Source organism: Synechococcus sp. J7-Johnson (assembly GCF_024345795.1).
In the GTDB taxonomy this organism is placed as follows: Bacteria; Cyanobacteriota; Cyanobacteriia; order PCC-6307; family Cyanobiaceae; genus Regnicoccus_A.
Genome location: NZ_JAGQBU010000047.1, coordinates 1 through 13,948 on the forward strand (window position 1 = coordinate 1; position 13,948 = coordinate 13,948).

Genomic DNA, 13,948 nt, shown 5'->3' on the forward strand with positions numbered 1-13,948 from the left:
AATTCAGAAGGAAAGCTGAGATTCGGGCCGACGTATCTACCGTAAGCCACTGGTCAATAGCGAAAAGGGCTAGTCCAACCACCGGATAAGATCGTGGCTGCGCACGATCTATCCTTGTTCGTTAGGCAGACGCCTTGGTCGCGCAAGATAAGAAGGCGACCCATTTCCTTCGGCACCTGGCATCTCGGCTGGAACTCCTGCAGTGCAATGGTTGGGAGTTTCGCCAATGCGAGGGGCACCTCACTCCCCACTCAGCTCCTCCGCCAGGGTCAGTCCAGCGGCATAGACCAGCCTTCATCGGTAAGGGCCGTCAGTCGGCCAGGCGGGCGTCGCCAGTGTTGGGCATGTCAACAGCAACTGGATGGGCAGGATTAGGGTGGTGTAGAGAATGGAGACGGCGCTTGCGCGTCAGTGAATCTATTTGACAGCAACATCGCCATGAAGCTGGCTGGATTGATTCTTGCAGCGCTTGCAGTGAGTTCATGCTCAGAGAAGCCGTATGCCGTAAAACCAACAGTCTCATTGCCTGATGCTATTCGTTCGCATCAGACATTCGTCGTAAGACATGGATTGCATACTGGCCTTGTCATTCCAGCCGGTCATCTGAATAAAGCCATTCCTGGGCTCAAGGAGCATTTTGGTGATGCTGCTTACTATGAAATTGGCTGGGGCGATAAAGAATTTTACCAATCACGGGAAATATCAATCGGCCTGACCTTGCAAGCGATATTCCTCTCGGAAGGTGCTGTTATGCACATGGTTGCTATCCCAGGCTCTCCGAGTGAATTCTTTGGAGCAAGCGAAGTCGTTAGCACTTGTTTAACCGATCAGCAAGTTTCTTCTCTCGTAGCATTTGTGGCAAACAGTTTTGCCCGTGACCATCAAGGACGCATTGTCCGCCTCAAGCGTGGCCTTTACGGCAACAGTCAGTTCTATGCAGGAGAGGAGCGCTTTTCCTTGTTGCATACGTGCAACAACTGGACTGCCAAAGGATTGCAGAGTGCCGGGATGAACGTATCTTCGTCTTTTTACCAAACCCCTACGAAGGTGATGAGCGCTATCCGAGAGCTTCGTCACCAATGCGCTTTGCCCCCCATCCCCTCGCTCAAGAGGATGCAACGCGATAAGGCCGCCTCAGGATCCTCACTTTAATAGTGAGGAACAAGGCTGCGCAGCCGTTTGCCGAGAAAGAAGACGGCAATCGAATGAGTTGGGATCGTTGTTTTAGCGCTGTGCACCAGCACTTTCCACCTGGTGCTGCGCGCCAACCAGGATGAAGGGAGATGGGCACAACACCGATGAATGTGGGTAGGCGGCTGGGCTTTACCGGCTCTCGGTCACCCCGTCACGATCTTCCTCAACTATCGTGGCGTCTTGGTGGGATCCAGGACCAAAGCAGCTTCTCTCACCGAGCGGCAGGGCCTGATTGCGGAGCTGCTTGCTTCAGGCGGCACCGTTTTGATCTGTCCTCTTTGCATGAAGCACTACGGGAAAAGCGAAGCAGAGTTACTGAACAGCCTGCAAATCGACAACCCGACCAAGACAGGTGCGGCCCTCTTCCGCCAGGGATCTCAGGCCCTCGGCTGGTAATCCTGACTTCAAAAGAATAATCAACGCCACCGCCTCTGCAAAGATCAATCGAGTGTTTGCCACCTCCATGACACACCACCGACAGGTCCTCACCTCGCTTGCTGCCATTGGCGGGCTCATTGCCGGCCTTTACGCCGGACCCGCGTGCGCTCAGCAAGCTGGCCAGGGGGCGCAGAAGGCGATGTTCGCCACAAAAGCTGAGGCTGAAGCTGCCGCCAAGCATTTCAACTGCAAGGGCGCCCACAAGATGGGCAACCAGTGGATGCCATGCGCCAGCCACGGCGAGGCCTCCGGTGGCCACTCCAGCCCAGCTGCGCACTGATGACAACTCCAGTTGTATCGCCACCGGCTTGTAGTGGTCGACCGAAGATCGTTGCCATCGGCATTGCCCCCCTGGGCATCATCTCGATCGGCATCGTGCCCATGGGTGTGGTCAGCATCGGCGTCGTGCCGATGGGGGTGTTGAGCATCGGCGCCGTGGCCATGGGAGTGATCAATGCCTCTGTGGTGGGCATGGGCATCCTGATCGCTGGGGTGAACGTGATGGGTGTCTGGTGGGTTGGGATCGAGGGTATGGGGCCCTTCAGTCTGGGGAGCCAAAGCGGGCAGGTTCATCAACACCACGGGCAGCAAGGGGCCACACAGAACGTTTATGCCTACCAGAGCAAACAGGTGGCGCTCCAGAAGGCGAAGGAACTGGGGTGCGAGGGCGTCCATGCCATGGGTTCGCTGTGGATGCCCTGCCGTGAGCACCCACAACACTGACCATCACGGACTGGATCCAAACGTCGATCAGGCCTTGATGGCCCCGCGACAGATGCGCTCTGACGCCTCCCGCCCCCCGAACAGGTTGCGCGCTGCCGGACCCAGCTGCAGCGCCGTCAGCCCTCCCATGAGGTGCACGTTGGTGCCGGGCCAGCGCAGATCAGGGGTGAGGACGGGCCAGTCGTCGATCAGCTCGATGGGCCGCTGATCCAGCAACTGGCGCAGCAGCGGCTGGTGGCTCACTCCCGGGTGGAAGCCGGTGGCCAGCCAGAGGCGATCGGCCTGCAGGCCACTGCCATCGCGGCAGAAAATCTGCCACTGGCCTGCACGCCATGCAGCCTCCTGCACCTGACAGTGCTCGTGGAGCTGCAGGCTGCCCTGCCGGCGCGCCTGATGCAGCTGAACAGACAGCTGGGGCGTGATCGAGCCGCCATCACGAGCAGCCAGCACCTGCTGACGGCGGCGGTGCCAGCACGGTTCAGCTCGAAAGGCTTTGAGGTGTTTCGGGCCCAGCCAGCCCGGGTCCGCATCGAAAGGTTGGCTGCGCAGTTCCCGGCGGCACAGCAGGCTGACTCGGGCCCCACGCCGCAGGGCGCCCAAGGCCAGATGGGCGCTGGTGAGACCGCCTCCCACGATCAGGACCTGTTGTCCCTGCAACCCCTGGCAGGCAGCCAGATCGATCGTCTGACTGTGTTGCAGGGCCTGGGCCGGGTGCGACCCCGGAATAGTCCGAACCCAGCCCGGCAGCACGGGCGCGCCGGCACCCGTGGCGATCACCAGCCGGCGGGCCGCCACAACGGCACCATCACTAAGGACCAGCTCCAGCGATGCGGGCCCTGAGTGACCCAGTCGGATCTGCTGCACCGAGGCCGCCTGCACCTGGTCACCCAGCAGAAAGTCGGCCACGACGCTGCGACAGAAGTCGGCGAAGAGGTCCGTGTGGGGCAGGCCATAGGGACCGTCCAGGTGATGGCTGCGCTGCCGTTCCTGGGCGAAGCGGCGCAGGGCATGGGGGTTGGGGTGCGGATGGTGGGGCGAGGGGGAGCGCAGCCAGGGAATTTCACAGCTGCGCATCTGCCCATGCCAGCGCGACAGCCAGCTGCCCGTGGGGTCGAGCACCCGCAGTTGCCGGCGCCACTGGGGCCTTTTCTGCAGCAGCTGACAACAGAGCGTGAGGGCCTGGGGACCGGCCCCGGCGATCACCAGCTCAGCCATGACTGATCTGGATGCGGCGGCACTGCAGGCGGCTTGAACAGGCTCATCAGAGAAGCGGCGCCCAGGCGGAAGGCCCCATTCTTGCTAGAACGACAACCATTCTCACCTATGGACCCGGTGTCCACACCCCTGCCATGGCCTTCTCCAGCGCTGTTCCAGCCGCCGAACGTCTGCCGGTGACCGTGCTCACCGGCTATCTGGGCGCCGGCAAGACCACGCTGTTGAACCGGATCCTCACCCACGAGCACGGCCTGAAGGTGGCTGTGATCGTCAACGAGTTCGGCGAAGTGGGCATCGACAACCAGCTGGTGATCGATGCCGATGAGGAGATCTTCGAGATGAACAACGGCTGCATCTGCTGCACCGTTCGTGGTGATCTGATCCGCATCATCGGCAACCTAATGAAGCGCCGGGATCGCTTTGATCACCTGGTGATTGAAACCCCCGGTCTGGCCGATCCGGCACCGGTGATTCAGACCTTCTTCGTGGATGAGGATCTGCGCGATGAGCTGCGGCTCGATGCGGTGGTCACCCTGGTGGATCTCAAGCACGTGCTCCAGCACTGGGAGGCCGAGGAAGTGCAGGAGCAGCTGGCCTTTGCCGATGTGCTGGTGCTCAACAAGACCGACCTGGTGGATGAGAGCGAGCGTCGCTCGATCGAGCAGAGGATCCGGGCGATCAACCCAGTGGCCAGGCTGCTGACGACCAGCGGCGCCGATGTGCCCATGGACCAGATCCTGGGTGTGGAGGCCTTCGAGCTGGAGCGGGCCCTCAGCCTCGATCCGGGTTTCCTGCTGGAGGAACATGCGCACGAGCACGACGATTCCGTGGGCTCGCTGGCCTTTGTGGAGGAGCGGCCCATGGATCTGGACAGGCTGGGCACATGGCTGTCGGATCTGGTGGCCGAGCGGGGCCCTGATCTGTTCCGGATGAAGGGGATCATCCAGCTCCAGGGTGAGGACAATCGCTATGTGTTCCAGTCGGTGCACATGCTTCTGGACGGCGATTTCGACCGCCCCTGGAAGGACGGCGAGCGGCGCTGCACCCAGTTCGTGATCATCGGCCGTGATCTCGATGCCGACAGACTGCGGGCCGGCTTCAGCAGCTGTGTGGCCTGAGCGACGGTGGCAGCGCCAGCGGCCTTGGTGAGCGAGCGGCTCTGCGGTGAGCTGCAGCAGGCGATCACCGCCCTGAGCTGGTCGGGCGACGGTGAGTTCCTGGCGATCGCCAGTGCCGGCGGAGAACTGCTGCTGCTCGACTTCCGCGCCGGTTGCGAGGATCTGCTGCGCGCTGAACAGGACAGCAGCCTCGATGCGATCGGCTTCAGCGCCGATGGCCAGTTCCTGATGGCGGTGGGTCAGGCCGGTGAGCTGCTGCTCTGGGAGCTGGGCGGCAGCGGCATCAGCCCGATGGCCCTCCAGCCCATGCCCCTGGGATGCGGCTGGCTCGATGCGGCGGCCTTGCAGCCCCGGGGTTTGCTGCTGGCGGTGGCCGCTGGCCGCCAGGTGCGCATCTGGGATGGAGCTGTCCGCCAGTGGCGCCTCGAGACTCTGGACCTGCCTGGCACGGTGCAGACCCTGGCCTGGAGTGCCGACGGCCTGCAGCTGGCGGCCAGCTGCCATGGCGAGCTGGCCCTGTGGCAGCCCGAAGGGTCGGCGGCGGCGCAACCCCTGCGTGCGCCCACCGCTTCGGCGGGGCTGGCCCTGGCCTTTTCTCCGATCGCTGACCTGCTGGCCTGTGGCCAGATGGATCGCTCCTTACTGCTCTGGCCTGAAGCGGGCCGAGGGCAGCCCTGGCAGTTCAGCGGCTTTCCCGCCAAGGTGCGGGGCCTGGCCTGGAGTGATCAACCTGGTCGACTGGCGCCGCCTCTGGCGGTGGCCTCAGGTGACACGGTGGTGCTCTGGCAGCAGGGGGATCGGGGCGAACGTGGCTGGAAGCCTGAGCCCCTGCTCTGGCATCAGCAGCGGGTGAATGCCCTGGCCTTTGCCCCCGGCAGCAGCCTGCTGGCCACTGCATCCGCCGATGGCTCGGTGGCCCTCTGGGATGGCCGCGGCCGTATGCGGCAACCGCTCGAGGGCGAGGGCCAGGGCTTCAATGCCCTTGCCTGGCGACCCGATGGCCGGCGGCGACCAGGGCCGCTGGTGGCTATGGCCGGTGGCGGTGCCCAGCAGTGAACGTCAGCGCCGCTCCGGCGGGGCCGGCTTTGGTTGAGCAGGAGCTCAGGCGGCAGCTGGCCCATGCAGGTGATGAGGGCTCCACTACTATGAGAATGATTCTCATCTCGATTCCTGCTGCGGTGACGGCCGTGGCCTTGGCTGCCGCTGGTGGGTCTTCCATTTCTGCTTCCTGAATGCTGATGAGCTTGCTCCTCTCTTGTCTGCGACGCACGGGTCTGCTGGGGCTGTCTCTCGTCCTGGTGGCCTGCGGCGCCGCGCAACTGCAGACCAATGACTCCAGCACCAGCCCCGCCTCCAGCTCCAGCCCCGGCTCCAGTGGCAAGAGCATCAAAGTGGTCACCACCTTCCTGCCGATCACCCTGTTCAGCCGCGCCGTAGCGGGCGACTGCGCCGAGGTGAAGGCCCTGATCCCTGCCAGCAGTGGCCCCCACGACTTTCAGGCCAGACCGGGGGATCTGGCTGCACTGCGTGAGGCAAAGGTGCTGGTCAAGAACGGCCTTGAGATGGAGGGCTTCCTCGACAAGCTCGTGGCATCAGCCGAGAACCCTGCACTGAAGGTGATCGACTCCAGCCGCGGGGTAGCCACGATCGATTCGCCGGAGGAACCAGGCCACACAGACGCAAAGGCTGAGGTTGACGCCGAGCACAGCCACGAGACGGGCCACGGCCACGGACACGGCCACACCCACGGCGCGGTGAACCCCCACATCTGGCTCGATCCGCTGCGGGCGGTGCAGCAGGTGGAGACCATCCGTGACGGCCTGGTCAAGGCCGATCCCAGTTGCGCCGAGGGCTATCGCCGCAATGCGGAGGCCTACACCACCCAGCTCAGGGCGCTCAACACCGAGATCGCCGGCCAGCTCAAGCCCTTCCAGGGCAAGACCTTCGTGGCCTTCCACGACTTCGCCCCCTACTTCGCCGAGCGCTTCGGCCTGAAGGCGGAGTTCGTGGTGGACGTGCCCGAGATCAATCCCACCCCCGCCGATCTGCAGCGGGTGAGTGAGATCGTGGAGCGCAGCCAGCTGCAAGCCCTGCTCAGTGAACCCCAGGAGGGCAACCGCTCCTTCAATGCCCTGGCGAAGGACCTGGGAGTGCGGGTCAGCGTGTTCGATCCGATGGAGACAGCCAGCGAGCAGGCCTCTCGTGATCCCGGCACCTACTTCAGCGTGATGCGCCGCAATGTGGCGGATCTGCGCCAGGCCTTCGGCGGATGAGCAGCTCCACGGCCGCTCCGGTCCTGGCGGTGCAGGGACTGACCGTTGAGCGCGACGGTCTACTGGCCGTGGATGCGGTGAGCTTCCAGCTGGCCCGCGAAACGGACACCGCCCTGGTCGGCCCCAATGGAGCGGGGAAGAGCACCTTGGTGGCAGCCCTGCTGGGTTTGCTGCCCAGAGCGTCGGGGACGGTGCGCATCATGGGCCACGCCCTCGGGCCTGCCGGTCAGCTGCCCCGTTCGGTTCGCGCCCAGATTGCCTACCTGCCCCAGAGCCTGGCGCTGCAAGGGCGTTTCCCCCTCAGCGTGGCGGAATTCGTGGGCTTCGGTTTCGATCCGCCTGGCCCGCGCCTTCCCTGGGCCGTTGGCCAACGCCGCCATGGGGCGGTGCAGCGGGCCCTGGAGCGCACCGGTTGCCGCGATCTGGGCAAACGGCTGCTGAGCGAGCTCTCCGGCGGACAGCTCAAGCGGGTGCTGCTGGCCTTCTGCGTGGTGCGGCCCCGGCAGCTGCTGGTGCTCGATGAGGCCCAGGCCGGCCTCGATGCCCCGTCGAGCGAGCAGTTTCACCAGCTGTTGCTGGAGCTCCGCCGCCAGGAGGGCTGGACCGTGCTGCAGGTCTCGCACGATCTGGAGATGGTGCGCCGCAGCTGTGATCAGGTGCTCTGCCTGAACCGGCGCCTGCGCTGCAGCGGCGTGCCCGACTATGCCCTCAGCCCGGCGCGGCTGGCTGAGCTCTACGGGCCGAATGTGGTGCCCTACCGCCACCAGCACAGCCCCAGCAGCGGTGACGCCCATGGCTGATCCAGCGGCGCTCACCCTGGTGCTGGCCCAGCCGTTCATGCAACGGGCCCTGATCGGTGGCCTGCTCACCGGCGCCCTGGGCGGCTTGTTGGGCAGCTTTGCGGTGCTGCGGCAGCTGTCGTTCTTCAGCGATGCCCTGGGTCACTCCGCCCTGCTTGGCATCAGCCTCGGCATCCTGCTGGGCATCAACCCCACCCTGGTGCTGGTCCCCTTTGCCGTGATCTTTGCGCTGCTGGTCAACCAGTTGGTCCAACGCAGCCGCCTGCCGGCCGATGCCCTGCTCAACATCGTCTACTCCACCTCCCTGGCCTTTGCGGTGGTGGCCCTGAGCCTGGTGGAGACCTACCGGGGTGGCATCCAGCAGCTGCTGTTCGGAGACATCCTCGGCATCGGTTGGCCGGACCTGGCCGTGATCGCCGTGCTGTTGCTCGGTGCGATGGCCTACCTGGCCCTGAGCCTCAGGGCCCAGGTGTTGCTGACCCTCAACAACGACCTGGCCGGGGCGTTCGGCGTCCGAGCCAACTGGCATCGCCTGGCCTTCATTGTCTTGCTGGCGGTGGTGGTGGCCGTCTCGATCAAGGCAGTGGGGGTGCTGCTGATCAGTGCCTTCGTGGTGATCCCGGCCTGTGCCGGCCGGCTGCTGAGCCGCCGCTTCCCGATGTACATGCTCACTTCGGCCACCATGGGTGGGGGATGTGCCCTGGTGGGGTTGCTGGGCTCGGGCCTCACCAATCTGCCCTCAGGCCCCTGTGTGGTGATCGTGCAGTTCGCTGGCTTTGTGCTGGCCCTGCTGGTCAGTCAGATAAATGCTCATGGCGCCACCACGCAGGCCTCGAGCTGAGCTCTGAGGGTGTGTTGATCCAGGCCTTTGCCGATGGCCACCACCTTGGTGTGGCGGGAAGTGCCCTCGGGCCAGTCGGAATCGTCGATGGTGAAGCGCTTGCCGCAGAGGTGAAACAGATGGCGGCGGTTGCTCTCGCGGAACCAGAGCACTCCCTTGGCGCGGAACACCGTTTCGGGGAGCTGGTTGTCGAGAAAATTCTGAAAGCGGCGCAGATCAAACGGCGCCTCCACCGCCAGGGAAACAGAGCTGAAACCCTCCAGCTCCGGGGTATGGGCGTGGTGATCGTGGGTCCCGTGATGGTGATGATCGGTCCCGTGATCGTGATCGTGATCGCGATCGTGGTGCTTGTGGTCGTCTTCGCGGGTGTCCTCCAGGGCCTGCAATTCCGCCAGGCGATCTGTTTCGAACAGCCCCACGCTCAGCAGCATGGCCAGCGGCACGGCGCCGTGATCGGCACGCAGGATGCGGGCATCGACCTTGATCTCGCGCAGGCTGGCCTCCACCTCAGCTAGCCGCTCCTCCTCCACCAGATCGCACTTGTTGAGCAGCAGGATGTCGCCGTACACCACCTGGGCCCTGGCGATCGGGCTCTCAAGGGCGGTGGCGTTGAAGTGCTCGGCATCGATAAGGGTGATGATCGAATCGAGCCGAAGCTGGTCGCGGAAGTCACCGGCCATGAAGGTCATGGCGACCGGCAGGGGATCGGCCAGACCGGTGGTTTCCACCACGATGTAGTCGATCGGATCCGGGCGCTCGAGCACCCGCTGCACGGCCTCCTGAAGCTCCCCGTTGATCGAGCAGCAGATGCAGCCGTTGCTGAGCTCCACCATGGCGTCGCTGGTGGCCACCACCAGTTCGTTGTCGATGCCGACCTCCCCGAACTCGTTCACCAGCACCGCGATGCGCAGCCCCTGCTGGTTGCTGAGGATGTGATTGAGCAAGGTGGTCTTACCGGCGCCTAGGAAGCCGGTGAGCAGGGTGACGGGGAGCTGGGCCATGGAGATGGTGCGAACAGCCACTCGGCTCCGTACCATAACTGAGAACCGTTCTCATTCTGGCCTGTCAGTGGGGTCGAGCCGCTCGCCCAGCCAGGCCACCGGCAGCATCAGCAGCATCGGCAGGGCACAGATCAGCAGATCGCCTGGATCGAGGGCTGCCGTGTCAAAGAAGCGGTTCATCCACTCCGTCTGGCTGAAGATCCACTGCACCGTGATGGTGCCCGCGATCGCCAGCAGAACCGCTGGAGCCTGGGCAAGGGCGCGCCAGCCCAGGCGAGGCAGAGCCAGCAGGGCGCTGCTCAACTGGCTGATGCTGACCAGATACACCAGATGGGCCAGCACCAGGCCTTGCACCGCCATGGTGCGGGCCAGGGCCAGGTCACCGCTGCGCCGTTCGCTCCAGAAGAACAGCCCGAAGATCAGCGCCCAGTTGAACAGCGACACCACCAGCACCCGGCGGATCAGCCCGCCGGTGAGCAGCGGCTGATCCGGTGGGCGGGGCGGCTGCTGCATCAGCCCCGGCACGATCGGCTCGAACGCCAGGGCGATCGACATGGTGAGCGAAGTGATCATGTTCAGCCAGAGCACCTGCAGCGCCGTCACCGGCAGGGGCGTGCCCAGCAATGCCCCCAGCAGGATCGTCATCGAAGCGCCACCGTTCACCGGCAGCACGAAGGCGAGTGTCTTGCGGAGGTTGAGGTACACCGTGCGGCCTTCTTCCACCGCCGCCTCGATCGTGGCGAAGTTGTCATCGGTGAGCAGCATGTCGGCCGCTTCACGGGCCACCTCGGTGCCGCCTGCACCCATGGCGATGCCGATGTCGGCCTGCTTGAGAGCCGGGGCGTCATTGACGCCATCGCCGGTCATCGCCACCACCTCGCCATTGGCCTGCAGGGCCTGAACCAGCTGCAACTTCTGGGCCGGCGCCACCCGGGCGAACACATCCACCCGATCCACCAGCTCGGCGATCCCATCGGCAGCCATGGCCTCCAGCTGGCGGCCATCGATCGCCTCCACCTCCGCCCCGCCGATGCCCATCTCGCGGGCGATCGCCCGGGCCGTTTCCAGATGGTCGCCGGTGATCATCTTCACCGTGATGCCGGCCGCCTGGCAGGCCGCCACCGCCAGGATCGCCTCCGGCCGCGGTGGATCCAGCATCCCCTGCAGACCCAGGAAATTCAGGTCGGCCGCCACGTGGTGGTGCTCTAGCCGCTGCTGGGTGGGATGGGCCTGGCCGATGGCGAAGGCCAGCACCCGCTCGCCTCGGGCCGCCATCGCCGCCACCGCCGCCTCGATCGCCCGGCGATCGAGAGGCTGGGGCCGACCTTCGCCATCCAGCTGGCGGCTGCAGCGCCCCAGCACCACTTCCACCGACCCCTTCAAAAGGATGCGCTCGCTGCCGTGGAGGGTGGCCATGAACTGCTGTTCAGATTCGAAAGGGATGGCATCCCGGCGGGGATGGCGATCCAGGGCCACCTGTCGATCGATGCCGGCCTCCCTGGCCGCCACAAGCAACGCCGTTTCGGTGGGGTCGCCCACCAGGAGGCCCTCACGGCTGCTGGGGCGGGCGTCGTTGCAGAGAAGCCCGGCCAGCAGGGTTTCCTGCAGAGCCACATTCACGCTGCCGGCGGCACTGCCGGATGCCTCGCCTGGCCATAGCTCCTCGATCGCCAACAGCTCAGAGCCGGCGTAGAGGTGCTGCACCGTCATCCGGTTCTGGGTGAGCGTGCCGGTTTTGTCGGAGCAGATCACCGTGGTGCTGCCGAGGGCCTCCACCGCCGGCAGCTTGCGGATGATCGCCCGCCGCCGTGCCATGCGGTGAACGCCGATCGCCAGGGTGATGGTCACGACCGCCGGCAGCTCCTCCGGAATCGCCCCCACCGCCAGGGCCACGGCCCCATCGAACATCTCGTCGGCCCCGCGGCCGCGCGCCATACCCACCAGAAAGGTGAGGCTGGCCATCACCAGGATCACCTTCAACAAGGTGCGGCTGAAGCGCCCGAACTTGCGCGTCAGCGGCGTGGTGAGATCCACCTGATCCTGCAGCGACGTGGAGATCCGGCCCACCTCGGTGGCATCACCACACGCCACCACCAGGCCCATCCCCTGGCCGGAGGTCACGTAACTGCCGGCGTAGGCCATGCCGATGCGCTCCGCCAGGGGCGCGCTGGCCTCGACAGCGGTGCTGCCCTTGCCCACCGGCACCGATTCCCCAGTGAGGGCTGATTCATCGGTATGCAAGTTGCGCCCCGACACCAGGCGCAGGTCGGCCGGAACCCGCGCCCCCGCCTCGAGCCGCACCAGATCACCCACCACCAGCCGCTCGGATGGCAGCCGCTGGCGCACCCCGCCACGCACCACCTCCACCTCCACCTCCGTGTGCACTGCTCGCGCCAGGGCAGCGATGGCGCTCTCAGCCTTGCTCTCCTGCACGAACCCGATCACGGCGTTGATCACCGTGACGCTCCAGATAACGAGGGCATCGCGGGGATGGCCGAGCAGCGCCTTCACAGCGCCCACCACCAGCAGAGTGATCAGCAGCGGGTTGTTGAACTGCAGCAAGAACTTGAGCCAAGCGGGCTTGCCGCCGCGGTTGGTAAGGCTGTTGGGGCCGAAGGCCGCCAGCCGCCGCTGGGCTTCTGCCGGGTTGAGCCCCTCGGCGGCATCGCTGCTCAGGCCAGCGACCACCTCGGCCACCGGCAGAGCATGGGCTGGCGCGGACAGCAGCACCATCACTGATCAGGGCAAAACTCGCGCTCAACCTTGCCGCAAGCGGGCGGATTCAGCCGAGCGCCTGGCAGAGGGGGCCATTGCCACAACGCTTAGCAACCTGTTACAGTTGTCGCAACAATCCGTAACACACATGGCTGACTCCGCTTCCCGCTTCGGTTTTGTCGCTTTCGCCGAAACCTGGAATGGCCGCCTCGCCATGCTCGGCTTCGTGATCGGCCTGGGTACCGAGCTGCTCACCGGCCAGGGCATCCTCTCCCAGATCGGACTGGGCTGATCGCCATGAGCACCGACTACACCGCAGCCACCGCCGCCGTCATCGTCCTCGTCGTTGTTCTGACAGGCATGGTGACTTACCTGCTCAGTCGCCCCAGCGACCTATCTCAGTCATCACGATGATCGCCGCCACCCTCACCGTCGTCCTGTTCGGCACCTGGCTCGCCGGCGCCCTGCTTCAGCCAGAAGTTGCTGACTGACGCTTCAGCCCTCTTCCATTCACCTCAGGAACCCATGACCAACACTCCAGTCGACGCCTCACGCTTCCAGCAGCCCACCGAACAGCAGATCCACCTGGATCAGCTCAAGCGCGCCGAGCTCTTCAATGGCCGCGCTGCCATGGTCGGCATCGTGATCGGCGTTGTGGTCGAAGGCCTCACTGGCTTCGGGATTGCCCACCAGATCGGTCTCGGACCCCTGGTGGACGGTTACGCCGCCTGCCGCACCCAGTTTCTGCCTTTCTGCTTCTGACGCTCACGCCAAAGGGCAAACACTTCAAAACCCCTGGCACTGCCTGGGGTTTTGTCGTATGTGTCGTCAATGCCTCGCGGTAGTCATCGCTGAGCACGGGGATACTTTAGATCCAGCTTTGATAAAGAACCTCGATAACCGGCCATGAACCTGCCCCAGACCCCTGATCTCCTGGTGATCGCCGCCAGCAATGGAGAGAACCTCAAGCTGGCTGAGCGCTTTGCCTCCGCTGCCAGGGAACAGGGACATTCCGCCGAGGTACTGGACCTGACCACCGTCTCGCTGACTCTGTTCACGCCGCGCGCCCAGGCAGCCGGCACACCGCCTGCGCTGGCCGATCTGGAGGCACTTCTCAGTGCTTACCCCCGCTGGGTGATCTGTGCTCCGGAGTACAACGGCTCGATACCGCCGGTGCTCACCAGTGCCATTGCCTGGCTGTCGGTGCAGGGCGACGACTTCAGAGCCCTGTTCAATGGTCGTCCCGTAGCGATCGCCACGCACTCCGGCGGTGGCGGCCACACCGTGCTGACGGCCCTGCGGCTGCAGCTCGCCCACCTGGGTGCCCATGTGGTGGGCCGTCAGCTGGTGAGCAACAGCAGCCATCCCGCCAAAGACGACTCCATCGCCGATCTGATCACACGACTGCACCACCTTCGCGTGCCCCAACCATGATCCTCCCCTCCAGTGCCGCGTGAGGGAAGACCTCAGCAAATATCGGGCTGAACACCGCGGCCCAGAACCTGCAGGGCTGATTCAAAGTCTTAACTCGAGCTTGGTTCTGGCTTCCTCGTCGCCATCGCCAGTAGCGCCGTGATGTCGTGAGTTACGGCCTGCATTCCGGCTCGAATCGACTGAAATCCAGCCAGTC

Annotated in this window: 15 protein-coding genes; 12 read left to right on the forward strand and 3 right to left on the reverse strand. The window is 64.7% G+C overall.

All coding sequences use genetic code 11. The features are described 5' to 3' along the window. Positions 1–411 precede the first annotated feature (411 nt). The 4 genes from KBY93_RS15095 (at position 412) to KBY93_RS15105 (ending at position 2,355) form a co-directional block, all read left to right on the forward strand. A complete protein-coding gene (locus tag KBY93_RS15095; RefSeq protein WP_255095252.1) occupies positions 412–1,152 on the forward strand; it encodes a TIGR02117 family protein in 741 nt (246 codons plus the stop codon). A gap of 150 nt (positions 1,153–1,302) precedes the next feature. Further along, positions 1,303–1,590 carry a DsrE family protein gene (locus tag KBY93_RS16330; RefSeq protein ID WP_399223327.1) on the forward strand — a complete coding sequence of 96 codons (288 nt, stop codon included), beginning with the start codon at positions 1,303–1,305 and terminating at the stop codon, positions 1,588–1,590. A gap of 181 nt (positions 1,591–1,771) precedes the next feature. After that, positions 1,772–1,912 (forward strand): DUF3721 domain-containing protein, encoded by a 141-nt coding sequence (locus tag KBY93_RS15100; RefSeq protein ID WP_261355537.1) that lies wholly within the window; start codon positions 1,772–1,774, stop codon positions 1,910–1,912. Next, positions 1,912–2,355 (forward strand): hypothetical protein, encoded by a 444-nt coding sequence (locus KBY93_RS15105; protein WP_255095253.1) that lies wholly within the window; start codon positions 1,912–1,914, stop codon positions 2,353–2,355. The genes KBY93_RS15100 and KBY93_RS15105 overlap by 1 nt, the downstream gene beginning before the upstream one ends. 27 nt (positions 2,356–2,382) lie before the next feature. Here the strand turns inward: KBY93_RS15105 and KBY93_RS15110 are convergent, their stop codons facing one another. Beyond that, a complete protein-coding gene (locus KBY93_RS15110) occupies positions 2,383–3,570 on the reverse strand; it encodes an FAD-dependent oxidoreductase (RefSeq protein ID WP_255095254.1) in 1,188 nt (395 codons plus the stop codon). A 134-nt stretch (positions 3,571–3,704) separates the two neighbouring features. On the opposite strand from KBY93_RS15110, the gene KBY93_RS15115 reads away from it, so the two are divergent. From KBY93_RS15115 to KBY93_RS15135, 5 genes are all read left to right on the forward strand, one after another. Continuing rightward, complete coding sequence (locus tag KBY93_RS15115; protein WP_255095255.1) at positions 3,705–4,688, forward strand: GTP-binding protein; 984 nt, start codon at positions 3,705–3,707, stop codon at positions 4,686–4,688. A gap of 27 nt (positions 4,689–4,715) precedes the next feature. Then, positions 4,716–5,744: a WD40 repeat domain-containing protein gene (locus tag KBY93_RS15120; RefSeq protein ID WP_255095264.1), complete on the forward strand. Its 1,029-nt coding sequence runs from the start codon at positions 4,716–4,718 to the stop codon at positions 5,742–5,744. A 182-nt stretch (positions 5,745–5,926) separates the two neighbouring features. Beyond that, the gene (locus KBY93_RS15125; RefSeq protein WP_255095256.1) at positions 5,927–6,961 is read left to right on the forward strand and encodes a metal ABC transporter solute-binding protein, Zn/Mn family; all 1,035 of its coding nucleotides are present in this window, start codon (positions 5,927–5,929) and stop codon (positions 6,959–6,961) included. After that, positions 6,958–7,761, forward strand: a complete 804-nt coding sequence (locus KBY93_RS15130; protein WP_255095257.1) for a metal ABC transporter ATP-binding protein — start codon at positions 6,958–6,960, stop codon at positions 7,759–7,761. Before KBY93_RS15125 ends, KBY93_RS15130 begins: the two co-directional genes overlap by 4 nt. Next, positions 7,754–8,602 carry a metal ABC transporter permease gene (locus tag KBY93_RS15135; protein ID WP_255095258.1) on the forward strand — a complete coding sequence of 283 codons (849 nt, stop codon included), beginning with the start codon at positions 7,754–7,756 and terminating at the stop codon, positions 8,600–8,602. Before KBY93_RS15130 ends, KBY93_RS15135 begins: the two co-directional genes overlap by 8 nt. Here KBY93_RS15135 and KBY93_RS15140 read toward each other — a convergent pair. Continuing rightward, positions 8,572–9,603 (reverse strand): GTP-binding protein, encoded by a 1,032-nt coding sequence (locus tag KBY93_RS15140; RefSeq protein WP_255095259.1) that lies wholly within the window; start codon positions 9,601–9,603, stop codon positions 8,572–8,574. The genes KBY93_RS15135 and KBY93_RS15140 overlap by 31 nt on opposite strands. A gap of 51 nt (positions 9,604–9,654) precedes the next feature. Next, positions 9,655–12,336: an HAD-IC family P-type ATPase gene (locus KBY93_RS15145; RefSeq protein ID WP_255095260.1), complete on the reverse strand. Its 2,682-nt coding sequence runs from the start codon at positions 12,334–12,336 to the stop codon at positions 9,655–9,657. Positions 12,337–12,466: 130 nt separating this feature from the next. On the opposite strand from KBY93_RS15145, the gene KBY93_RS15150 reads away from it, so the two are divergent. From KBY93_RS15150 to KBY93_RS15160, 3 genes are all read left to right on the forward strand, one after another. After that, positions 12,467–12,610, forward strand: a complete 144-nt coding sequence (locus KBY93_RS15150) for a chlorophyll a/b-binding protein (RefSeq protein ID WP_094554169.1) — start codon at positions 12,467–12,469, stop codon at positions 12,608–12,610. A gap of 233 nt (positions 12,611–12,843) precedes the next feature. Next, positions 12,844–13,080, forward strand: coding sequence for a chlorophyll a/b-binding protein (locus KBY93_RS15155; RefSeq protein ID WP_255095261.1), 237 nt, complete (start codon positions 12,844–12,846; stop codon positions 13,078–13,080). 144 nt (positions 13,081–13,224) lie between these two features. Further along, the gene (locus KBY93_RS15160) at positions 13,225–13,752 is read left to right on the forward strand and encodes an NADPH-dependent FMN reductase (RefSeq protein WP_255095262.1); all 528 of its coding nucleotides are present in this window, start codon (positions 13,225–13,227) and stop codon (positions 13,750–13,752) included. The last annotated feature ends 196 nt before the right edge of the window (positions 13,753–13,948 follow it).